Source organism: Photorhabdus sp. RM323S (genome assembly GCF_042879375.1).
GTDB lineage: Bacteria > Pseudomonadota > Gammaproteobacteria > Enterobacterales > Enterobacteriaceae > Photorhabdus > Photorhabdus tasmaniensis.
In genome coordinates this window covers 1-24,555 of record NZ_JBHFKZ010000058.1, presented here as the reverse complement: position 1 = coordinate 24,555, position 24,555 = coordinate 1, and the positions used below count along the sequence as shown (strand labels likewise).

The window sequence follows — 24,555 nt, the reverse complement described above, 5'->3', positions numbered from 1 at the left end:
TAATACGCTGTTGAAACTGAGATGCAGTCGGAAGCTGAAAAAGTGTTATTGCTGAACTGGAAAAAGCATTTGGTATTATTGAGTTTGGTTGATGTTTCATTGGCACCAAACATTAAATGAATAATTATTTTTTCTGGCCATTTAATATAAAATCAAATTTTTCCCTGTAAATTAATTATTAGATAACACGGATATTATTGAGGGTGGATTACAATAAGAAATTGAGAGAGAAAACAATAGCTTTCAGATATTGAATTTTTTATTTTCACCAATTAACTAAAAATAGTTAATCCTTTAAGGCATAAGAGAATTTAATTATTAATTAACTGAACTAGACTATGATTGATGTTAATTATGGAAATATTTTTCAATAATTCAACATGTTGATTATAAAGAAATGTTATTTAATTTAAGGAATGTATATGAATCTAAAAAATGATTTTAAAGCTTTTTCTATCGGTGATAATGCTAATGTGCCGAGCCAAGAAGATTATGAAAAAAATACGAATTTGCAAACTGGGATTCCACCAGGTGACATTACCACTCACATTCACTTGTTAAATAAGGTATTACGCCAATCATCAATAATAGCATCTGTAGTGGCTGATTTTATCAAGACACAATCTGGTGAAGATATTCTAGATAATGGTGATATAACTAAGCTTACTGATCAGTTAAATAGAGCATTAGAGAAAATAACCACAGCAAAAATTCCCAATGCCTCATTAACACAAAAGGGAATTGTTCAACTGACAAATGAAATTGGCAATAGTGACACATTGGCAGTGACACCGAAACTTGTTCAGGAAAGAATAGATTCATTGAGTAAAAATATTAATGAGAAAGTACCCAACACACGGAAGATAAATGGGAAAGTGTTAACTGGGGATATTATTATTAATGCTGAGGATGTGGGAGCGATATCAACTAATAATGTAATACATTCAATGGAACACGGTCATCTGGATGAATTAGAAAATCTACGTAATGGTTGTTGCGGATTTAACCCCTCCGCATCGTTCCTGACTAAATATGGACTGCCACGTGGCAATGGTGGAGTTCAGTTAAGAATTAGCAATATGAATGGTGTATCAAACGAGGGAGAAGACGATGTATGGAGCCACAGGCTGATTTTTACCCATTTTGGCGATACATATCGTACAGATCATATAGACGAATATTATAAACTTACACGTAAATTTTGGGACAATATCAATGCCAAACCAGATTTTAATGGATACCTAAAAATATCCTCTCCGATAATAGAAATCTATCCTGATGGCACATTCTCAACTAATGAAGAATCAGCGGGTGCAGAAGTAACGAAAGAAGGAATAGGCATATACCGTGTATCAAATATCTCAGGTTATAACACTGATGGTGCCTGGGGTGTACATGGCGGTATTTCTGTTCCCCAAAACAATAATAATCTTGAATTGATTTTCGTTGGCGATCATATCCAACCTGATGGTACTATTATCATTGAAGTCTGTCACCGCCAACATTCGCATTTACCTGAGAAATTTCAGAACTGGCAACTCAAATCTGTTGATGATAATGGCAAACAGGTGTTCTACCAGGATGGGGAACCCTGTGATATTCCTGAATATTGCCGTTTAGATATTCGTGTCCAAATGCCAGAAGATTCACTCTGGAACTTGAAACGAAACAAGTTACAGGAAGAAATAGAGAGCGCCCGCATTTCTGACGATAAATTGTAGTAATACAGGGCCATATGGCCCTGTATCTTACTTTATTCGAATTTCAAGATCGGTAGCTAAAACGCCATATTTTTTTCATAACAGCGTAATATCCAACTTATCGCGAGTTTCTGTGGAGAATGAAGTTAACAAATCCCTGTAAGAAAAATAGCGGGTTTTGTTAACCATTTAACATGATTAACTTGACAATTTTTTACAAATGACTATTAATTATAATACCATCTTTAATGTCCTTTTTTTCCTGTAACACCTGAATGTTACATATATATTTTTACAACTATTTATTTAATTGGGGGAATTATTATGCTGCTTTATTATTATCTTGACCCATAACTTTCAAGATGAACTTACGGTATTATTACGCTATCTGTTTAAGATTCAGTGGATAGTTCAGCTCCAATATTATGTACCCAATAGATTTCAAGTTGCAGCGCGGCGGCAAGTGAGCGCATCCCCAGGAGCATAGATAACTATGTGACTGGGGTAAGTGAAAGCAGCCAACAAAGCAGCAGCTTGAAAGATGAAAGGTATATTAATATACCATGGATATCATATAAAACACGTATTATTCATGGCTTACAAGCCCTCTATTATTTCATGGGATAAAATTATGACTCTATATAACAGAATATTTATTTTTTTCATCATGATGTTTGCTCCGATAATATCCAGCTTTGCGAATGCCGAAATTAAGTTTTCTGCCGAGGACAGTCAGGCTATATCTCTTCTATTAGAGAAGATTGAACCTAATAAACCTACTATGATCGATTTAACTCAACCGGAAAATGAGAAAGGACATATTGCATTATTACGTTACCACGGTATTACAAAACAAACACATCCTGAAATTTTTGAAGATATCGAGGCTATGAAAGCAAACCCAAATGCAATGATTGAGCATGGAAAATCGGTTGAAACAGGAAATTTGCCTACAGAACCAACAAATCATTTTGGTAATCCTAGAATAATATTCTCCAAAGATTCCAAATTAATTTCAGCTGAAGTTTTTAGCTCCGCATATTTTCCTGATTTTAATCCTTTAATCAACAATGTCACAAAAATTGACCCTCAAAATGCAAAGATAGATGGTTTCCTCTCAGTTCTCAAAGAAAACAAATCAGGGAAGAAGGATTCAATGCTCGTACACAAAAACAAAGTAGCAAACAACAAAGAGGTACGGGATTTCTCAATACAGACTGAGGAATATAATCTTACAGACTTAAAACAACTTAATGCTGTTCAGACTGTTGTTTACTTCCGCGGGAAAATAAATGGGCAATCTATCGCTCCCACAGGGGCAGTGTACGTTGTGTCAGATAAACTGAAATTGACAAACTTTGATGATCTTTTGCAAAACTACCAACCTTACAAGATGGATAACGCAGCACCAGTTTATGTAAAGAATTTACACAAACTAGACCAAATTCGTCCAGTAATCGTTTGCTTGAATAGAGCAAATCCTGAACCAGGAGCTATGAGTCATTGCGATTATGGCCCAACATCACCCGGTAATCCAACAATCAAGCTGAAAATAGCAGGTAGTGTTACATTCCATAACCGTATCGCAATTGATGACGAGGGAAAGCCTACAGAAGCTCAAGGATATAAACCATCGGTAGATCTGACACTGGTCGGTTTGGATACTGGAGGTGCATGTAAATTAAGTAGAGATATAAATGAAAATACATTTTGGGAACATACAACGGTTAATGATGGCTCTGCCAAAGGCAACGATACAAATTTATCATGGGATTTTTCTGAAAAAACAGGCTACGCTGATTTTGGACCAATATGCTGGAAAAATAACGAAAGATATATATTAGACCTACAGGCTACTATTATGACAACTCAAGGTGAAGGTGAAGGTGGTCAAGTATTTCCTGTCATGTTTTCTTATACCAATAACCCCCGTAGTAAGGAAGACACAGCACAATTCATTTATCCACCTATTCAAATCCAATATGGTTGTATTGCTGAAGGCACATTAATAGATATGGCTGACGGTTTAAAACGGAAAGTTGAAAATATACGCCCGGGTGATAAAGTCTTAACAAAACAAGGAGGTGTATTACAAGTGAAAAGCCGTATTGTCGGTCACGATACTGAATTTGTTGATTTAATTTACAATAATGGTGAGCAAGTTTCACTGACTCCAACACATCCTGTCTCAACATTACGAGGAATAGTCAAAGCCGATGAACTTAAGATCGGTGATACGATACATACACGTGATGGACAAACTACTCTTACCTCAGTTAAACAGAGAAAATCAGAGCCATCAAACGTGTATAATTTTGTCTTAGAAAAGACAGATAGCCAAAGTGAATTGTTACCTGAAGATGCTGTGCTTTTTGCCGGTGGCATTTTGGTCGGTGATAATAATCTGCAAAGAAAAGTGTCGATATCAAATTAATCTCTCAGATTAATAACAAAGTGCTGACTCTTTAGTCAGCACTAAAATCTAAAATAGCGCATTTGTATTATTTTATGGTTGAGAATGAAATCCGGTTAACGAAAAACAGTAATTACAGAATGTTGAAGCCCGATGGAGAAAACCAATCGGCTAAAGATGGGATTCGAAATTTTTGATGGTTAAAAAAACTATTTTTAACAGGCTTTTTTAACAGTATAAGGCCACTTCACAGTGGCCTTATAGATAAATATTACTTATCATCGCTTACTTGCCAGCAAGTAACTCTTTCACTGCATCACCGATATCTGCCAGGCTACGAACCGTCTTCACACCCGCAGCTTCCAGAGCAGCAAATTTTTCGTCAGCAGTTCCTTTACCACCGGCAATAATGGCGCCGGCATGGCCCATACGCTTACCTTTCGGTGCAGTCACACCTGCGATGTAGCCAACAACAGGCTTAGTGACGTGCTGTTTAATATAAGCCGCCGCTTCTTCTTCCGCATTACCACCAATTTCACCAATCATGACGATGGCTTCTGTTTGTGGATCTTGCTGGAACAATTTCAGGATATCAATGAAGTTAGAACCTGGAATTGGGTCGCCACCGATACCAACACAAGTAGATTGTCCTAAACCTGCATCAGTGGTCTGTTTTACTGCTTCATAAGTCAGTGTGCCTGAACGGGAAACGATACCGACTTTACCTGCCAGATGAATGTGGCCCGGCATAATGCCGATCTTACATTCACCCGGTGTAATAACACCCGGGCAGTTAGGGCCGATCATACGAACACCGGCTTCATCCAGTTTCACTTTAACCGCCAGCATATCCAGAGTCGGGATACCCTCAGTAATCGTGATGATCAGTTTGATGCCAGCGTCGATAGCTTCCAGAATGGAATCTTTACAGAATGGAGCCGGAACATAAATAACGGAGGCCGTTGCTCCAGTCGCTTCTACCGCTTCACAAACAGTATTAAAAACAGGCAATCCCAGATGCTCAGTACCACCTTTACCTGGCGTAACACCACCCACCATTTGGGTGCCATAAGCAATCGCTTGTTCTGAATGGAAAGTCCCCTGACTACCGGTAAAACCTTGACAGATAACTTTGGTGTTTTTATCGATTAAAATAGACATTATTTGGCCTCCACTGCGGCTACTGCTTGCTTCGCGGCGTCTGTCAGGCTGGTTGCGGCAATGATATTCAAACCACTATCAGCCAGTTTTTTCGCACCCAGTTCAGCATTGTTCCCTTCCAAACGAACAACAACCGGTACGTGAACACCCACTTCTTCCACCGCACCAATAATACCGTCAGCAATCAGGTCACAACGGACAATACCACCAAAGATGTTAACCAATACTGCTTTCACGTTTTCATCTGACAGGATGATTTTAAACGCTTCTGTAACACGTTCCTTGGTTGCACCACCACCCACATCAAGGAAGTTTGCCGGTGCCCCACCATGCAATTTAACGATATCCATCGTCCCCATTGCCAGACCTGCGCCATTTACCATGCAACCAATGTTGCCATCTAGCGCGACATAGTTCAGTTCCCACTGTGCCGCCTGCGCTTCACGCGGATCTTCCTGAGATGGATCATGCATTTCACGCAGTTCAGCCTGACGAAACAGGGCGTTACCATCAGCGCCCAGTTTGCCATCCAGACAAATCAGATCATCCTGAGTCGTGATAACCAGCGGATTAATTTCAACCAGAGCCAGATCGCGCTCCAGGAACAGATTTGCCAATCCTAAGAAAATTTTAGTGAACTGGCTGATTTGTTTACCGGTTAATCCCAGTTTAAATGCCAGTTCACGTCCCTGATAAGGCATAGGGCCAACCAGTGGGTCGATAATCGCTTTATGAATCAGTTCCGGAGTTTCTTCCGCAACTTTTTCAATTTCAACGCCACCTTCAGTAGAGGCCATGAACACTACACGACGCGTACCACGATCAACTACAGCACCGAGATACAACTCCTTCGCAATATCAGTTGCCCCTTCGACCAAAATCTGGTGAACAGGCTGCCCTTGCGCATCTGTTTGGTAAGTGACCAGACGTTTGCCCAACCATTGTTCAGCGAAAGCGCGAATTTCTTCTTTACTGTTAACCAATTTCACGCCACCCGCTTTACCGCGACCGCCAGCGTGAACCTGGCACTTAACCACCCAAGGGCCAGCACCAATTTTAGATGCCGCTTCTTCTGCTTCACGCGGTGTAGTGCAGGCATAACCAGCCGGAGCGGGTAAACCATACCGTGCAAAAAGCTGTTTTGCCTGATACTCGTGTAAATTCATGATGTTCTATCCATAATCTAGTCTGAGAAGAGCAAGTTGCTCTCTTAATTTTTTTGTTGCTCTGGATATAGCCAGTCCAAAGACCGGCTGTGCATGTACATTGGTTTACTTCAGACCGGGCAGATATTAGCGCGTATCTGCCCTTATTATGTTGCTATACGTCCAGCAGCAAACGTGCAGGATCTTCCAGCATTTCTTTGATGGTCACCAGGAAGCCTACAGATTCACGTCCATCGATCAGACGGTGGTCATAAGACAGTGCCAGATACATCATCGGAAGGATCTCTACCTGACCATTCACCGCCATCGGACGATCTTTAATGGCGTGCATACCAAGAATCGCGCTCTGTGGCGGGTTAATGATCGGCGTAGACATTAAAGAGCCAAATACACCGCCATTGGTGATCGTGAAATTACCGCCGGTCAACTCTTCGACGGTCAATTTACCGTCACGGCCTTTGATAGCCAGCTCTTTAATACGTTTTTCGAGTTCAGCCATGCTGAGTGCATCCGCATCACGCAGTACCGGCGTGACCAGACCACGCGGTGTCGATACCGCAATACTGATATCGAAATAGTTGTGGTAAACCACATCCGTACCATCAATAGAAGCATTCACTTCCGGATAGCGTTTCAGTGCTTCAACCACAGCTTTCACATAGAAAGACATAAAGCCCAGACGCACACCGTGGCGTTTTTCAAACGCTTCGCCGTACAGCTTACGCATTTCCTGAATCGGCTTCATGTTAACTTCGTTAAACGTCGTCAACATCGCCGTGTTGTTTTTCGCTTCCAGCAGACGTTCAGCCACGCGCTTACGCAGGCGAGTCATTGGAACACGTTTTTCGCTGCGGTGTGGCAACAAGGAATCCTGAGCAGAAAGAGAAAGTGGAAGTGCAGTTCCTGCTGATTTGCTATCCGCTTTTTCGTTATCAGCCAGATGTTTTTCCACGTCTTCGCGGACAATACGCCCACCAACACCACTACCTTTAATCGCTTTGGCATCAAGATCATGTTCTGCAATCAGACGGCGAACCGCCGGGCTGAGTGCGTCATTGCTCTCTTCTTCCAAACCCGCAGTCTGGCGTTTAGCCAAAGTTGCTTCCGTTTTTTCTTTTACTTCTGTCTGCTTACCCGTGCTATCGCCCAAACGGATACGACCAAGAAGCTGACTGGACAGAACGGTTGCATCTTTCACTTCCAAAATGGCTTCTAAAACACCGGCTTCACTGGCAGGCACTTCCAGTACCACTTTATCCGTTTCGATTTCAACCAGCACTTCATCACGTTCAACACGGTCACCCTCTTTTTTGTGCCAGACTGCAACAGTGGCATCAGCAACAGACTCGGGCAAAACAGGAACCAGAATATCTACGCTACTCATTTTCTATCCTTATTTATTCAACGTTCAGTGCGTCATTAACCAGCTCTTGCTGCTGCTGCTGGTGAACTGACGTATATCCAACTGCCGGGGAAGCAGACGCAGGACGACCTGCATAACGTAAAGAAGCCCCGAACGGGATCACTTCACGGAAGTTATGCTGACTGCAATACCAGGCCCCTTGGTTTAACGGCTCTTCCTGGCACCAGACAAAATCGTGTACATGAGCATACTGCTCCAATGCTGATTGAACATCCTGATGAGGGAACGGATACAGTTGTTCAACACGCACGATAGCGACATCAGTTTGTTCGTTCTTACGGCGTTGCTCCAACAGGTCGTAGTAAACTTTACCTGAACAGAGTACAACCCGTTTAATACCTTTAGGATCCAGCGTATCAGCCTCACCGATAACTGTCTGGAATTTACCGTTAGCCAATTCATCCAAGCTGGAAACCGCTAATGGATGACGCAACAGTGACTTCGGTGACATAACAATCAATGGACGACGCATACCGCGCAGAGCCTGACGGCGAAGCATGTGGTAGACCTGAGCCGGTGTTGACGGTACGCAAACTTGCATGTTCTGTTCTGCACACAGTTGCAGATAGCGTTCCAGGCGGGCTGAAGAGTGTTCAGGCCCCTGCCCTTCATAACCATGCGGCAACAACATAACCAGACCGCACATACGGCCCCATTTCTGCTCACCGGAGCTGATGAACTGGTCAATAACAACCTGTGCGCCGTTAGCGAAATCACCAAACTGCGCTTCCCAGATGGTCAGAGCACGGGGCTCTGTTGTTGCATAACCATATTCAAACGCCAGAACAGCTTCTTCCGATAGAACAGAATCCCATACATCGAACACACCCTGACCGTTATGAACGTTCGCCAGAGGCACATACACAGAACCATTAGTCTGATTATGAATAACAGCATGACGATGGAAGAAAGTACCACGGCCCGCATCCTCACCAGACAAACGCACCGCAACACCTTCATCAACTAAAGTCGCATAGGCTAAAGTTTCTGCACCACCCCAATCAAACAATTTATCACCGTTAGCCATCTCTGCACGGTCATTATAAATTTTCGCTACGCGGGAGTGCATTACCACTTCTGCCGGGACAGAGCTGATACGTCTGCCCAGATCCTGCAAACGCTTAATATCGACTATATGTGGATATTCTTCATCCCAATCGTGATTAAGATAAGGCTCCCATGTAAATGAGTGCAGCCCCATTGAACGCCACTCTTCAACTACACAGTCACCACGGTCGAGGGCATCACGATACAGATTCACCATCTCAGTCACATCATCGACTGATATCAATTTCTCAGCAACCAGCTTGTCAGCGTAGATTTGACGTGGCGTTGGGTGTTTCTTAATTTTCTGATACATCATTGGCTGAGTCGCACTTGGCTCATCAGCTTCGTTATGACCATGACGGCGATAACATACCAGATCGATCATCACGTCACGTTTAAAGGCATTACGGAAATCCAGAGCCAGACGGGTAACAAATGCCACCGCTTCGGGATCGTCTGCATTAACGTGGAAAATCGGCGTTTGTACCATTTTAATGATATCGGTACAGTATTGTGTTGAACGGGCATCTTTCGGATTAGACGTGGTGAAACCAATCTGGTTGTTGATAACAATACGAATCGTACCTCCCACCTCATAACCACGGGCCTGAGACATATTCAGGGTTTCCTGCACAACGCCCTGACCGGTAACGGCAGCATCACCGTGGATAGTGATTGGCAACACCATATTGCTGCGGCCTTCATCCAGACGATCACGGCGGGCACGTACTGAACCAATAACCACAGGGCTGACAATTTCAAGGTGAGATGGGTTAAATGCCAATGCCAAATGAACTTTAGCGCCCTCGGTGGCAAAATCAGATGAGAAACCTTGATGGTATTTCACGTCGCCGGTACCAAGGTGCTCTTTATGCTTACCGGCAAACTCATCGAACAGATCCGCCGGTTTTTTGCCCAAGATATTAACCAGAACGTTGAGGCGACCACGATGAGCCATCCCCATCACAACTTCCCGTGTATCGTTCTTACCCGCATGACGGATAAGATCCTTCAACATGGGGATCAATGCATCACCACCTTCAAGAGAGAAACGTTTCGCTCCCGGAAACTTCGCGCCCAGATAACGTTCCAAACCTTCAGCCGCCGTCAGTTCCGCCAGAAAACGCTGTTTTTCCTCTGCGCTGAACTGGGAGCTGACGGTAACAGATTCCAGACGCTGCTGAATCCAACGTTTTTCTTCCGTATTGGTGATATGCATGTATTCAGCGCCAATAGAACCGCAATAAGTGTGGTTCAGTGCTTCATACAAATCTGCCAATTTCATCGTTTCTTTACCGAGAGCAAAAGAACCGACATTAAATGTCTCGGCAAAATCGGCTTCCGTCAGATTATGGAAAGCAGGATCTAAATCAGGAACACTATCCTGCTTCCATAATCCCAACGGATCAAGATTGGCATTTTGATGGCCGCGGAAACGGAATGCGTTGATGAGCTGCAAAACCTTGACTTGTTTTGCATCCATTGCCGGATCGCTGACAGAGGAGTGATAACGCGTAGTATCTTTCGCAAGGCGGCGGAAGTAATCACGCGTCTGCGAGTGGAGTTGTTCACCGCTTAATCCCGCATCCGGCAATTGTTGGAAAATTTCTCTCCAACTTGCATCAACAGAGTTTGGATCGGTTATATAGTCTTCATAGACTTGCTCTATGTAAGACTGGTTTGAACCAGCCAGGAAGCTTGAATCCAGCCAGTCCTTCATTGCGCCGTTCTGCATTGTGATCCCTTAAGCTTTAAAAGCTTTAGTTTTCGCCGTGGTTAACTATCACCGCTTAAATGCGGTGTCGATAAAAGGTTCATTTGGACGTGCTTTATGCATGTTCTCTTTGGGTTTCGGAACCCTTCAAGGAACCTTTAAAAACCGTTAAATGGTTTTTAAAAGTTCCTTGCCTCAAAGCTTTTGTCATCATTAGCAGTTGGCAACTCATCATTCTCAATTCTTTGTGCCCTCCGCAGCGAAAACTGCGCGGAGGGCAGGCCAATTACGCGCTATGTTTTAACAACATAGACTTAATATGACCAATCGCTTTTGTTGGATTTAACCCTTTAGGGCACACACTAACGCAATTCATGATGCTATGGCAGCGGAAAACACTGAAAGCATCATTTAGCTTATCTAACCGTGCATCGGTTTCCGTATCTCGACTGTCGATCAGGAAGCGATATGCTGCCAGCAAACCCGCAGGCCCGATAAATTTGTCTGGATTCCACCAGAATGACGGACAAGAAGTTGAACAACATGCACACAGAATACATTCGTACAGGCCATCCAGTTTTTCCCTTTGTGCCGGTGACTGTAAATGCTCACGCGCTGGCGGGTTTTTACCGTCATTCAGCAAATATGGGCGAATCTTCTCATATTGCGCATAGAATTGCCCCATATCCACAACCAAATCACGGATAACCGGCAAACCGGGCAGCGGACGGATCACAATCTTCTTACTGCCACGCCGTAAAGCCGAAACCGGTGTAATACAGGCCAGGCCATTTTTACCATTCATGTTGAGGCCGTCGGAACCACAAACCCCTTCACGGCAAGAACGACGGAAAGAGAGGGTTGGATCCTGCTCTTTAAGCTGAATTAACGCATCCAGCAACATCATGTCACGCCCATCTTTTGCTTCCAGCGTGTAATCCTGCATATGAGGCGCGCTATCAACATCCGGATTGTAACGATAAATCGAAAATTCAAGTTTCATAATCTATTCCTTCGCAACTGGATCATCAGCAACTCATTAGTAAGTACGCGCTTTCGGCGGGAATGCTTCACGCAGTTTTGGCTGCATGTTGACATCACGACGCGTCATGGTCTCAGTTTGCGGCAGATAGAGGGTATGGCATAACCAGTTTGCATCATCACGATCAGGATAGTCGAAACGGCTATGAGCACCACGGCTCTCAGTACGGAAGTTAGCGGCAACCGCCGTAGAAAACGCCGTTTCCATCAGGTTATCAAGTTCCAGACACTCAATTCTCTGGGTATTGAACTCTGAGGAAGTATCATCCAAACGCGCACTTTTCAGACGTTCACGGATAACTTTCAGCTCTTCCAAGCCCTTCGCCATGGCATCACCTTCACGGAATACCGAGAAGTTATTCTGCATACACGCCTGCAAATCTTTACGAATTTCCACCGGATCTTCGCCAGTACGCGTGCTATCCCAACGGTTCAGACGTTGCAGTGATTGCTCAATATCAGATTCACTGGCTTCGCGGCTGGTACCCTGCTCCATCAGCGACTCTTTCAGATGTAAACCGGCAGAACGGCCAAACACCACCAAATCCAGCAGAGAGTTCCCCCCCAGACGGTTTGCACCGTGAACCGATACGCAGGCAATTTCACCAACAGCGAACAAGCCCGGAATAACCACATCTTCACCTTTCTCGTTCACAGCCAGCGCCTGACCGGTCACTTTCGTTGGGATACCGCCCATCATATAGTGGCAGGTTGGAATAACCGGAATCGGCTCTTTTACCGGATCAACGTGGGCAAAAGTACGGGACAGTTCAAGAATGCCCGGCAGACGAGATTCCAACACCTCTTTACCCAAATGATCCAGTTTCAACTTGGCATGCGGCCCCCAAGGACCATCACAACCACGGCCTTCGCGGATTTCGATCATGATGGAACGGGCCACCACATCACGACCAGCCAGGTCTTTGGCATTTGGCGCGTAACGCTCCATAAAGCGCTCGCCATCTTTATTCAGCAAATAACCGCCTTCACCACGGCAACCTTCTGTTACCAAAACCCCAGCTCCCGCGATACCGGTCGGGTGGAATTGCCACATTTCCATATCCTGCACAGGTACACCAGCACGCAGTGCCATACCTACACCGTCACCGGTATTAATGTGGGCGTTGGTTGTGGATTGATAAATACGGCCTGCACCACCGGTCGCCAAAATCGTCGCCTTCGCTTTGAAATAAACAACTTCACCGGTTTCAATCGAGATAGCCGTACAACCCACAATGCTGCCATCCTGGTTTTTAACCAGGTCCAACGAATACCATTCAGAAAAAATAGTGGTGTGATTTTTTAAGTTCTGCTGATACAGGGTATGCAACAATGCATGACCGGTACGGTCTGCGGCTGCGGCAGTACGAGCGGCCTGTTCACCACCAAAGTTTTTTGACTGGCCACCGAATGGGCGCTGATAAACACGGCCGTCATCCAAACGAGAAAATGGCAATCCCATGTGTTCCAGCTCCAGAATCGCTTCCGGGCCAGTTTTACACATGTATTCAATCGCATCCTGGTCACCGATATAGTCGGAACCTTTTACCGTGTCATACATGTGCCACTCCCAGTTATCTTCATGAGAGTTGCCCAGTGCAACGGTGATACCACCTTGCGCAGATACAGTATGAGAACGGGTTGGGAATACTTTGGAAATCAAAGCACAGGATAATCCCATTTGTGAAATTTGCAGCGCGGCACGCATACCCGCACCACCCGCGCCAATAACGACCGCGTCAAACTCTCTTACCGGCAGTTTCATCTATACACCCCACACCACAATTGTTCCGTAAATCAAGTAAGCCATCAGTGCAACGATAATCGCCAATTGCAACACCAAGCGCAGCGCCAGTGGCTTTACATAATCAGTCAGTACTTGCCACATCCCAATCCAGGCGTGAGCCAGGATGGAAAACAGTGCCAGCACGGTGAAGACTTTAGTGATGGATGAGGAGAAGAAACCCCGCCAGACTTCATAAGTGATATCCGACGTTATCGCGACAAAGCCCAACATATAGAGAACATATAAAACAATAATGATTGCGGACGCGCGCAATAATAACCAATCATGGATACCCGTGCGACCCAATGCAGAAGCGTTACTTACCATACCAGTACTCCAGCCAGAATCGACAGAATCACAGCAATCCCGATTGCCACTTTGGCAGAGAGACTACCAACCACCAAATTTTCTTCCAAATAGCCGAAATCCATCAACATATGACGGATACCACCACTGATATGGTAAGCCAGTGCGGTCAGAATACCCCACACGATAAACTTGGCAAAAAATCCCGTCATAATATCGGCGGCTTGCTGAAACCCTTCTTGCGAGGAGAGAGACATCCCTAACAACCAGAGGAGAATTCCTACTGCTATGAAAGTAATGACGCCAGAGACACGGTGCAAGATCGAGGCTATTGCAGAGACTGGAAAGTGTATCGTCTGCAAATCAAGGTTGACAGGTCTTTGTTTTTTCACAATTTTGCCCACACAGCTCTTTTATTATTTTCCTTCCTCCGGACCTGGGCGGAAATCAGACAGCGATAATGGGATACAAAGACACAACATTTAATCAAATGAGAGATCCTCATGTTAAAAAATGTCGTGATTTTTTAGTTACGCTGGGTGCTCCTACAGCAGGATAATCCGGAGACCTGGCGGCAGTATAGGTGCTTCACATTATTATTACAATTCCAACACAATATGATTAGCTACATTTCCACTGAACAGTGATTGAGATCACGATTCAAACATATTGCACAAAATTAATTATCTTGTTTGACAAACTTTAAACATTTATCTTACATATATGCTTGAAAGTACTTTTGAGATTGATTTCTGATAAGAGGAAAAACTTCACTAAAAGCTAAAGTTATGTAACTGTGTAGTCCACACAAATCATAATTTTTTTTGTAGTCATGCATAAAACATAACACTCAAAAACTCGCTAACAATCTGAAAACCATTGTCGTCCGGGGTAAGATTTCAGCCTTAAATGTGATATTGGCCTGATTTCAAATTGTCTCCGGGAACACAGTGCCAGGGAGCACAGTATAAAAACCTATTCCACTGGGCATTATTGGTGTAGGCCATTCTTGTCAATAAATGGAGGGCACAGATCGCGCGCAGCAACCGGAATATGCACGCAGTCTGTAACAAGCGATTCACTAACAAATCGCTCACCGGCGCGGGCCATACCAAAGTGCGTTCAAAAGTTATCGCTTTTGTCAGAGCACTCTCCAGACCCGTTTATGACCACAAAGAATGGTCAATAAAATAGCCTGATGAGATAGACCCTATACTGTATCTTTCCGCCGTGGTTGTTAAGAGTTATAAAAATGAAAGCGCTAAGGAGACTGTAATGGCAGATAACAAAGCAACTCTAACCCCCCCAAATGGTACAGTTGCTATTGAATTGGACGTGCTAACCCCGACCCTTGGGTCTCAAGTCATCGACGTTCGTACTCTTGGCTCCAAAGGTTTTTATACCTACGACCCTGGTTTTACTTCCACAGCATCTTGTGAATCCAAGATCACCTATATTGATGGTAATGAAGGCGTATTGCTTCACCGTGGTTTCCCTATCAACCAGCTGGCGACAAAATCCACTTATCTGGAAGTTTGCTATATCCTGCTTTATGGCGAAACACCAACACAAGAGCAGTTTGATAAATTCAAAAAAACCGTTACCCGCCATACCATGATCCATGAACAGATCCACCGTCTGTTCAACGGCTTCCGCCGTGATTCTCATCCAATGGCAGTACTGTGTGGCGTCACCGGCGCTCTGGCAGCTTTCTACCACGATGCCCTTGATGTGAACAACCCGCTTCATCGTGATATTACCGCGTACCGCCTGCTGTCCAAAATGCCGACAGTGGCTGCAATGTGCTACAAATATTCTATTGGTCAACCGTTCGTTTATCCCCGCAATGACCTCTCCTATGCCGGCAATTTCCTGCATATGATGTTCTCCACCCCATGCGAAGAATATAGAGTGAACCCAGTGCTGGAACGTGCCATGGATCGCATCCTGATCCTGCATGCCGACCACGAACAGAACGCCTCTACCTCAACAGTACGTACCGCAGGTTCTTCCGGGGCTAACCCATTTGCCTGTATCGCCGCAGGTATCGCTTCCCTTTGGGGGCCTGCGCATGGCGGTGCAAACGAAGCTTGTCTGCGTATGCTGGAAGAAATTCAGTCAGTTGAACATATTCCTGAATTTATTGAACGCGCTAAAGATAAGAACGACGCTTTCCGCCTGATGGGATTTGGTCATCGTGTTTACAAAAACTATGATCCTCGCGCAACAGTCATGCGTGAAACCTGCCATGAAGTACTGGATGAACTCGGCCTGAATGATAGCCTGCTGGAAGTTGCAATGGAGCTTGAGAGAATTGCTCTGCACGACCCATATTTTATTGAGAAGAAACTGTATCCGAACGTAGATTTCTACTCAGGCATTATTCTGAAAGCCATGGGTATTCCATCCACCATGTTCACTGTTATTTTTGCCATTGCCCGCACCATCGGCTGGATAGCCCATTGGAACGAAATGCATGATGACGGTGTGAAAATCGCCCGTCCTCGTCAACTCTACACCGGCTACACTCAACGTGATTTCCAAAGCCAGTTGAAAAAATAATAACAAAATCCGATCACGATTAAGGGCAAAGCTCTAACTTTATAGTTAGGGCTTTGAGCTAGACATTAACTGAGTACCGACGAGATCCAGATCGTAGCCTGCTGAAATCCGCATTATTTGTAGTATCTTTATATTGCTTTGATATTTACCTGCGTCAGTTTTCAAACGTGATTTGATTGTTTAGTGGTGTGTTTAAATAGAAAGTTTTTAACTTTTTAAAAAGAGATTTATTTTAGCATATAAATGGCATGTAATTCAGCCAATATCATTTTGAAAATGATTAGGGTTATCAGAATAAAATCGTTTACTTATTAAAATAGACTCGCCATCTGATTTTAGATTTTCACTTAACCTCATCCACCCGTATCTATTTAAATTATGCTTAAATAAATCGGTTAATTCATTTAATAACGTTTTATTACATCAACAATATTGAAAAGTCTGGCTAATTCATTTGCCAGAAAGGTTATAATGATTAAACAGGTATTTAAGCGTTAAATCACATTAATGGTATAAAAAGAGGCATGATTTAAATAAAACCGTAGAAAAGCAATGCTATTGGACGAGGTAAAGTAGTATAAAACAAGTTTAAATTACAGTCTCTAAATGATTTATTTGCGGCTTTTGTTATTCGGGTTTTTTATAAACGATTATTTAACTGGCTGATAAAAAAGTTTAATCTCCAGTTGAAAACGTTATTAAATAGCTTTTCATAATACCGATACACCTATGCATTTTGTTTTCTTCTTGAACAATATTGGTTCTATAGCCTATCTCACTGTTTCCACGGGCCGTTTAGATGAAAAGGCTGTATGTCTTGGTACACAAAGGCTGGTTGGAAGTGAAGCATAAGCTTTAATAAAGCCAATTCTTTTCTAATTTTTTATCGCTATTTTACTGGCAATTCCAAGCAGTTTTTATAAATTCTCTATCTTCATAAATCAACGCGTAAATAGCCTGATGGTATAAAGATACTATTTTATGTTTTTTAGGATGATAGTTCTTCTCGCTGATTTATTTTCGATTTTCTGTTAATGGTTAATGGAATTCAATTAAATTAACGTTCTTTTTAAAACGGCACTTATAGTTAAATCCGACTTTTATATAAAAGCTTTAATATCTCTGTTTTTATGCTTTTAAATGGTCATGCCAAGACTGTTAAATGTAAAATAATCGGAGGATAGCATTTCACCAAAAAAAGCAACTTGCCGATCGCCTAAAAAGGAAAAACAAGTCAAAGGAGAAGGAGAAGGAGAAGGAGAATAATGTTAAAAAGAGGCTGCTTAATCTCGTCTTTTATCGATTCCATTTCTTAATGAATTTCAAATAGGATACAGTCAGTCAATTAGTTATAACAATACCTGTTCTATATCGAGTGATTTTACTGGTTAATATTAAAATGAATTCCTTCTGGGTAAGTAGTTACTCTCTTCCCAGCCTCAGGTTTCCTTTCTGTGCTCTGATTAGGCTGTTTATTCTTTCCAATAATGGAAGCAACGGAAACCTTACCACAGATAGCACCACCAATACCGGCAGATTCTACCGCTTCTTTGGCTATCAGTGCACCTTTTTCCAAGGCGGTCAGGGCGTTATATAACAGCCCTAAATCGTTCTGGTTTTCTGTCGTCACAAATTGGCTAAGACGATGAGCATCTTCTTCCGACAAGCCAAACATCCATCTCAGGCCACTAACAGCATCGGCTGTTTTTATCCTCCCTTCCAATTCGGCTTGGTAGGTCAGTGTACATAATCCGTCAGACAACATTTCTACTCGTTGCGCAGCGCTCAGTTCTCCGTATTTGTTCCAGATGGCTTCGGTAGAAGCACCTTGCTTATTGGCCTCTTGAAGTTCTCTGGTCAGATTGTAAACACTCATGAAATGCAGGTAATTGAAGAGGATAACGATTCCCCCGACATTAGCACCACTGTTATCGCCGCCAGATTTGTGACCAATTTTTGCTGAGTAGGTAAGTAGTAACCAGAGGATAAAGAAACCCCAGCCAAATTCTGCCTCTTAACCAAGAGATTGGATTGAGAGGCAAGTATAGGGCTGGGGCTATCAATATTAGCTTTGGTAATCCTCATATTCCCAGGCAAAGACACGAGATAGTTTTTGTGCTATCTCCATCCAATCTTGCCCCTTGCACTGATCGATATAGTTTGTAATGGTCTTTTTAATTTCATCCAAATTATACTCACGTACCAGAAGTGTATGACGTATCAACTCAGGTTCCCATTTATGCTTACACAGCCATTCGGGGGTGCAGATAAGAACCTGATAATCATGCCCGCCTGAGTTATCATCTGGCCCAATACAAAGGTTTACCCATAACCCAAAAGAGTCTTCTTCAGGCTGATAATTATCCAAACTAAAATCAGCCGAATTAACTCCCATTAATTTTAATTGACCTTTCATTTTGTTACATCCAGATGCCCATTACTTACTCTTTTACCATCTTTTAATATTTCAAAGTTAGCCTGTACACCAGTATTAGTAAACTCTGCCGGAGTATTTGGTTTTTCTTTGGGAAAACGGTAAACACGAGTACCATCAGCACTAACTAATCCAGTTCCATCACTGATTGGCCTCGCACCATCACCAACCCAAATTTTACCCAACCGATCAGCTTCTTCACGACTTCCATTTCCTATACCAAAGTTAACCTTACCATTGTCCCCTTTAATCGCAGCTGCTAGCCTTGAATCCTGCGAAGCAATGTTGTGCAAATTTTGTTTTGCCAAGTTATGTTTCAATTTTGGATAAGTTGCCGAGTTATATGCAGAGATTTCATCACTGACTTTATTAATCAGTTTAGACGCTTTTCCAACATCCCCATTCTTTAGTGCTTTCTCTGCCGCTTTAATCGTCTTCCCTGCGGCATCACCTGCACCGGGAATAATGGCTATCGCGGCTACCAGATAATCTAATGCGCTTTCAGCCTCTACAAAGCCTTTAATATCCCCGATAACAGGTACGAAGTCAGTACCAAAGCTGATAATCTCTCCGGCTTGCTTACACGCCTCCGGTGACTGCTGACAAAAGGCTCTCTTTTTCTCCTCGTAAGCTTTGATTGTACCCCGTCTTTCTTTCTCAGCCGCAGACAGAAGGTGTGCCAGCGAATTATAGACAATAACGATTTCCCCGGCACTAGCACCACTGTTAGCGCCAGCAGCGCTATTAGTTGCAATCGCACCGGCCACGCCGCCGATAATTTTACCGCCAGCCTGAATGCTCATTGGGTCGCTGAACGTTTTATCCAGCGTGATTGCTGCCAGTTCTGCTGCCAACGCACCCGCCGCAGCCCCTTTGGCATTGCCTCCACCCATTTCGGCGGCCAGAGCGGATACCGCAGCATGGCTAATCGCTTTACCCGGCACACCAAGAATTTGGCCGTTATTGCCAATCAGATTGGCCCCTTCCGCATTCATCTGGCTGCCAATATTAGACAGCAAAGCCGTGGTGAAATTGTCTTTAAAACTGCCGCCATTAATCGTAGTCCCCAGACTGGCACCGATAATGGACTGGCCCGCAACCCGTTGAGCCACTTTGCTCCAATCGCCGTTGCTCAGGGAAGGTAATGTTGCCTTTGATGGTTCCAGTTTTGCGCCATTCGCTGCGTTATCCATATTGAGTGGTTTTACTGCCCGAATTTGCATCAGATCGCTGAAAGTTTTATCCAGTGTTATTGCCGCCAGTTTTCTTAATAATTTTGGCTGATAAGTCAGTAGTAACGAGCAGATAAATAAACCCCAGCAGTGGTGGCTGGGGTTATGAGTTATTTTTGGGATGGATAATTGTAATGATCAGGTATTTTGTAATCTTCCGGAATTTTGGGCCAAGAATCCTGACTATTTATTAATACGACATCATCAATAAGATCTCCATATAGATTAGACAAATTCAATGATGCAATCCGAACTCTTGTTAATGCGCATTGAATAGCTATTGGATCATTCTCTTCAATGGTTCTATTAAGTAACGCTGTCGCCTGCTCAAAATCATAAATATATTCTTCATATTTTTCGATAATATCTGAATTTATATTTAGCTCAGCTTGGATATTTTTCCTAAGTGAGAGCAAATTAAGACAATAGCTAAGCTTGTTCATAGTTTCCATCATTTTAATTTTCTCCCTTCAGCAGCTTTAGTTTTAGCCTCATTAATTGAACCATCTAAGTTAAGCACAACTCTAAAATTTCCTTTTTTATCAAAAATTTCAAGATGATTCTTATGATCGCCATCTAAGTAAATCTGATCACCTTTTTTGATATATTTATCAATGTCATCTTTTGCAGAGTAAACACTCTGCCCATCATATATTTTGCTGGTTTTTTGTGTATTTCCTTTGATTTGGCTCCCAAAACCTGGTTGTTTCAGGAATTCATTCATATTACCAACAGCACCTTTATTCGGCTGATAAGGTTGTTTATTCTTCCCAACAATCGAAGCAACTGAAACCTTACTACCAACTGCACCACCAATACCGGCAGATTCTACCGCTTCTTTGGCTATCAGTGCACCTTTTTCCCAGGCGGGCAATGAATTATATAACAGCCCTAAATCGTTCTGGTTTTCTGTCGTCACAAACTGGCTAAGACGATGAGCATCTTCTTCCGACAAGCTAAACATCCATCTCAGGCCACTAACGGCATCGGCTGTTTTTATCCCCCCTTCCATTTCGGCTTGGTAGGTTAGCGTACATAACCCACCGCTCCCGGCACAGTCAGACAACATTTCTGCTCGTTGTGCAGCGCTGAGTTCTCCGTATTTGTTCCAGATGGCTTCGGTAGAGGTACCCTGCTTATTGGCCTCTTGAAGTTCTCTGGTCAGATTGCAGGTATTAGTGTAGAACTTAAAAGAGAGAATTGTGGATTATTTCACTGATAAATAAGTGATAATCAGTAAATAAGTCAACCCCAACCAAGGTTGGGGCTATATAGATATTATAATGATGTATAATATTTTTTTATATTAGCAATTATTTCTTTAACTTCATTCCTATGAAGTTTTATTTCATAAAAATTCGGGTTAGGAATATCTTCCCAATAACCACGACCATTATTATCATATCTCAAAATACGTCGTTTTGCTCCTATGATTCTAACAATATCATTATAAGAAACAGCAAATACAGAACTACCAAAGTCATCAATATTCTCTGTCGAAGCTTTATAAATATATGATGATTCAAAATTCTCAGGTATATCACTGTTACTATCAACCAGATTAGGAGATATCATACCTAACATTGTGTTAAATGCTTCTTTGATTTCTTTATCAAATACATCTTTATTTTCAGGAAAAGAAACCAATGCATTTCTATTATCTAAAGAAAAAACATCCACATTTAATGTTGCGGTGGTTAATTCATCAGGGAACATTTTTCCATTAATATAAAAATGGAATAATCCATTTTTGAATGAACTATCACTCCAATAAGGAATATATTCTACTAATATCGCAAAGCGATATGGATCACCGAAAATCATAGTTTCTACCTCCATTTACCAGGTAAGCCAAAACTTTTCTTCACATCATTAGGAATTTCTTGTCTATCTAATGGTTTTTTTTGATCCCCAGTACTACCAGACCAATGCCATGTACCATCATTGCTGTAAGAAAAGCGATGAACATTTCTTTCAGAATCAAAGGAATATCTTTGCTTTTCTTTAGAGGTAGAAGAAATAGAGTGATTAAATAAATCCACTGAGTTTTTAGGTTCAATTCCTGCATTAGGTCGATTACCTTGCTGACCAAGAGTGTGTTTGGGATTCGATTTATAAGTCAGCCCATTAGAAGCGACCATTGGTTTTGGTACGGGTATTGCACTCCCTTTATGTTTCCCAACAATCGAAGCAACTGAAACCTTACTACCAACTGCACCACCAATACCGGCAGATTCTACCGCTTCTTTGGCTATCAGTGCACCTTTTTCCCAGGCGGGCAATGAATTATATAACAGCCCTAAATCGTTCTGGTTTTCTGTCGTCACAAACTGGCTAAGACGATGAGCATCTTCTTCCGACAAGCTAAACATCCATCTCAGGCCACTAACGGCATCGGCTGTTTTTATCCCCCCTTCCATTTCGGCTTGGTAGGTTAGCGTACATAACCCACCACTCCCGGCACAGTCAGACAACATTTCTGCCCGTTGTGCAGCACTCAGTGCTCCGTATTTGTTCCAGATGGCTTCGGTAGAGGCACCTTGCTTATTGGCTTCTTGAAGTTCTCTGGTCAGATTGTAAACATGCATGGAATGCAGGTGATTGAAGAGGATCACGATTTCACCGGCACTAGCACCACTGTTAGCGCCTTCTACGCGATTAGTTGCAATCGCACCGGCAACGCCGCCGATAATTTTACCGCCAGCCTGAATGCTCATTGGGTCGCTGAACGTTTTATCCAGCGTGATTGCTGCCAGTTCTGCTGCCAACGCACCCGCCGCCGCCCCTTTTGCATTGCCACCACCTATCTCGGCGGCCAGAGCGGATACCGCAGCATGGCTAATCGCTTTACCCGGCACACCAAGAATTTGGCCGTTATTGCCAATCAGATTGGCCCCTTCCGCATTCATCTGGCTACCAATATTAGACAGCAAAGCCGTGGTGAAATTGTCTTTAAAACTGCCGCCATTAATCGTTGTCCCCAGACTGGCACTGATAATGGACTGGCCTGCAACCCGTTGAGCCACTTTGCTCCAGTCGCCGTTGCTCAGGGAAGGTAATGTTGCCTTTGATGGATCCAGTTTTGCGCCATTCGCCGCGTTATCCCATCCCATCACCGTGTCAAAACCCGCCAGTGCGCCGCCCATTGCCATGGATGTGAAGATGGATTTAACCGTATCGCTGCTGCCCATGGCCTTTAAGGTTTTGGACAGGTCACCCTGATTATCCACCAGAGTGACCGCCGCCTGAGAGGCCAGCGCCGCCATGCCAGAAGCTGTCGCACCATAAGCCATTGATCCCACAGTAGCCGCAGTGCTGGCGGTTGCCCCCGCAGCCGTCGCCGCTGAACCAGCCGTGCCTGCGGCTGAACCAGCCACAGAAGCCGTTATGCCTGCACCTGCCGTCACGGTAGCCACGGCAATCGCTATCACCGCCGAAACCACCGGGTTCAGGTGCTGGCTTTTATAATCCCAGCTGTCATATGCATCGTTGACTAAGCTCCATTGCACATCCTGACGTTCACTCAGTCCTTTCAACCAGGCGGTTTCCGGGGTATTACCAAAGACGGAGAGGGCATTGTGTAATGACTGACCATTTTTAGCTTTAATATCCGCGCTGACCCCGTTAGCGGCTTCGACGGTGAGTTTTCCACCGAGATGAATAGCAGGAAGCACCCAGGTATTTTCGGTGTAACCTTTATCTGTCTGCGTGATATAAAAGCCTTTGGAATGGGTAATCGTTTGCGCAAAAGTGCTGTTTTTTACCGCTTTGAAATTAACCTGACCGTGCGTACTGGTCAGTTTAGCATGTTGATTGGTGGTGATTTTGCTGGCTTCATAGGTGCTGTCATCCCGGCTTAACAGGTTAATATCGCCGCCGGCGGTAAATTCAGTGACTTTGTTCGTGACATCATGACGGGTGCGTGTGGTGGTTTTCTTTCTGCCATACCACCGGCGTTTGGTCTCTGTTTTCTCATAGTGGCTGGACTCTTCCATCGCCTGAGCGTACAGGTAGCCGCCTTGTGCCGCGACATCCATTGCCCCTTTGGCCGCCAGTTTAGTGGTCTGGAAAAGGATACTGCCGTTTGAGATAAGCGTGAGTATGCCGCCACTGGTCAATTCGGTGCCTTGCTGGCTCACTGATTTGGTGAATTCCCTGCCGTTTTCTCGGTAGATGTGATTTTGCACCGATTCAAAACGCAGATTACAGCCGGAGGAGAGCGTGACATCACCGTCAGAAGTCAATTGAGTCCCCGCAGTGGTGATCGCGCCATTTGCTGCCATCGTCAGTTTTTTATCACCCCGGACTTGAGCAATAATATGTCGGTCATCCTTGTTGTTATCATTAGCCTGATTAATTGCAGAATAAGCCAGGGCAGGTAATGTAATATTTCTTCCAGCGGATAATAATGTATTGCCGCTAGCCTGTATCTGAACGGCTTTCCCGTTAATATCACCGCCACTTATCAGGCTGATATTATTCTTTGCTGTGATTCTGCTACCTAATACCAGTGAACGTGAAGGTGGAATATAATAACTCGATAAAAAGATGCCCTCTAGTTTATGAAAAA

General features: G+C 43.6%; 17 protein-coding genes and 2 pseudogenes. 4 read left to right on the top strand and 15 right to left on the bottom strand.

Annotated features, from left to right (window positions below; genetic code table 11):
* Positions 1-15: 15 nt before the first annotated feature.
* The 3 genes and pseudogenes from ACGF7G_RS18780 to ACGF7G_RS18770 all read left to right on the top strand — a co-directional run.
* Positions 16-120, top strand: a pseudogene (locus tag ACGF7G_RS18780) (tail fiber assembly protein); the annotation flags it as partial.
* A 302-nt stretch (positions 121-422) separates the two neighbouring features.
* Entirely contained in the window at positions 423-1,721 is a 1,299-nt protein-coding gene (locus ACGF7G_RS18775; protein WP_387467514.1) for a phage tail protein, read from the top strand.
* 520 nt (positions 1,722-2,241) lie between these two features.
* The gene (locus ACGF7G_RS18770; protein ID WP_387467513.1) at positions 2,242-4,134 is read left to right on the top strand and encodes a Hint domain-containing protein; all 1,893 of its coding nucleotides are present in this window, start codon (positions 2,242-2,244) and stop codon (positions 4,132-4,134) included.
* 264 nt (positions 4,135-4,398) lie between these two features.
* Here the strand turns inward: ACGF7G_RS18770 and sucD are convergent, their stop codons facing one another.
* The 8 genes from sucD to sdhC form a co-directional block, all read right to left on the bottom strand.
* The gene (gene sucD, locus ACGF7G_RS18765; RefSeq protein ID WP_387467511.1) at positions 4,399-5,274 is read right to left on the bottom strand and encodes a succinate--CoA ligase subunit alpha; all 876 of its coding nucleotides are present in this window, start codon (positions 5,272-5,274) and stop codon (positions 4,399-4,401) included.
* Positions 5,274-6,440 carry an ADP-forming succinate--CoA ligase subunit beta gene (gene sucC / locus ACGF7G_RS18760; protein WP_387467509.1) on the bottom strand — a complete coding sequence of 389 codons (1,167 nt, stop codon included), beginning with the start codon at positions 6,438-6,440 and terminating at the stop codon, positions 5,274-5,276. The genes sucD and sucC overlap by 1 nt, the downstream gene beginning before the upstream one ends.
* Positions 6,441-6,594: 154 nt before the next feature.
* Positions 6,595-7,824 carry a 2-oxoglutarate dehydrogenase complex dihydrolipoyllysine-residue succinyltransferase gene (gene odhB, locus ACGF7G_RS18755; RefSeq protein ID WP_387467508.1) on the bottom strand — a complete coding sequence of 410 codons (1,230 nt, stop codon included), beginning with the start codon at positions 7,822-7,824 and terminating at the stop codon, positions 6,595-6,597.
* A gap of 13 nt (positions 7,825-7,837) precedes the next feature.
* On the bottom strand, positions 7,838-10,645 hold the full coding sequence (sucA, locus tag ACGF7G_RS18750; protein WP_387467506.1) for a 2-oxoglutarate dehydrogenase E1 component: 2,808 nt from the start codon (positions 10,643-10,645) through the stop codon (positions 7,838-7,840).
* A 265-nt stretch (positions 10,646-10,910) separates the two neighbouring features.
* Positions 10,911-11,627, bottom strand: coding sequence for a succinate dehydrogenase iron-sulfur subunit (locus ACGF7G_RS18745; protein WP_133815122.1), 717 nt, complete (start codon positions 11,625-11,627; stop codon positions 10,911-10,913).
* Between the two features lie 36 nt (positions 11,628-11,663).
* On the bottom strand, positions 11,664-13,430 hold the full coding sequence (gene sdhA, locus ACGF7G_RS18740; protein WP_133815123.1) for a succinate dehydrogenase flavoprotein subunit: 1,767 nt from the start codon (positions 13,428-13,430) through the stop codon (positions 11,664-11,666).
* Positions 13,431-13,778: a succinate dehydrogenase membrane anchor subunit gene (sdhD, locus tag ACGF7G_RS18735; RefSeq protein WP_387467504.1), complete on the bottom strand. Its 348-nt coding sequence runs from the start codon at positions 13,776-13,778 to the stop codon at positions 13,431-13,433.
* Positions 13,772-14,161 (bottom strand): succinate dehydrogenase cytochrome b556 subunit, encoded by a 390-nt coding sequence (gene sdhC / locus ACGF7G_RS18730; RefSeq protein ID WP_133815125.1) that lies wholly within the window; start codon positions 14,159-14,161, stop codon positions 13,772-13,774. The genes sdhD and sdhC overlap by 7 nt, the downstream gene beginning before the upstream one ends.
* 871 nt (positions 14,162-15,032) lie before the next feature.
* Between sdhC and ACGF7G_RS18725 the strand changes: the two genes are divergently transcribed.
* Positions 15,033-16,319, top strand: coding sequence for a citrate synthase (locus tag ACGF7G_RS18725; protein ID WP_387467502.1), 1,287 nt, complete (start codon positions 15,033-15,035; stop codon positions 16,317-16,319).
* Positions 16,320-17,700: 1,381 nt separating this feature from the next.
* On the opposite strand, the gene ACGF7G_RS18720 is transcribed toward ACGF7G_RS18725, so the two are convergent.
* From ACGF7G_RS18720 to ACGF7G_RS18690, 7 genes and pseudogenes are all read right to left on the bottom strand, one after another.
* Positions 17,701-18,195 carry a hypothetical protein gene (locus ACGF7G_RS18720; RefSeq protein ID WP_387467500.1) on the bottom strand — a complete coding sequence of 165 codons (495 nt, stop codon included), beginning with the start codon at positions 18,193-18,195 and terminating at the stop codon, positions 17,701-17,703.
* Positions 18,196-18,384: 189 nt separating this feature from the next.
* Positions 18,385-18,735 carry an immunity 8 family protein gene (locus tag ACGF7G_RS18715; RefSeq protein ID WP_133815127.1) on the bottom strand — a complete coding sequence of 117 codons (351 nt, stop codon included), beginning with the start codon at positions 18,733-18,735 and terminating at the stop codon, positions 18,385-18,387.
* 698 nt (positions 18,736-19,433) lie between these two features.
* A pseudogene (locus tag ACGF7G_RS18710) lies at positions 19,434-19,937 on the bottom strand (DUF637 domain-containing protein); the annotation flags it as partial.
* Between the two features lie 158 nt (positions 19,938-20,095).
* Positions 20,096-20,440 carry a hypothetical protein gene (locus ACGF7G_RS18705; RefSeq protein WP_387467498.1) on the bottom strand — a complete coding sequence of 115 codons (345 nt, stop codon included), beginning with the start codon at positions 20,438-20,440 and terminating at the stop codon, positions 20,096-20,098.
* Complete coding sequence (locus ACGF7G_RS18700) at positions 20,437-20,940, bottom strand: hypothetical protein (RefSeq protein ID WP_387467496.1); 504 nt, start codon at positions 20,938-20,940, stop codon at positions 20,437-20,439. The genes ACGF7G_RS18705 and ACGF7G_RS18700 overlap by 4 nt, the downstream gene beginning before the upstream one ends.
* 323 nt (positions 20,941-21,263) lie before the next feature.
* On the bottom strand, positions 21,264-21,809 hold the full coding sequence (locus tag ACGF7G_RS18695) for an immunity 42 family protein (RefSeq protein ID WP_387467495.1): 546 nt from the start codon (positions 21,807-21,809) through the stop codon (positions 21,264-21,266).
* A gap of 5 nt (positions 21,810-21,814) precedes the next feature.
* Positions 21,815-24,555, bottom strand: a 2,741-nt coding sequence (locus ACGF7G_RS18690) for a DUF637 domain-containing protein (protein ID WP_387467494.1), incomplete at its 5' end; no start/stop codon positions are given.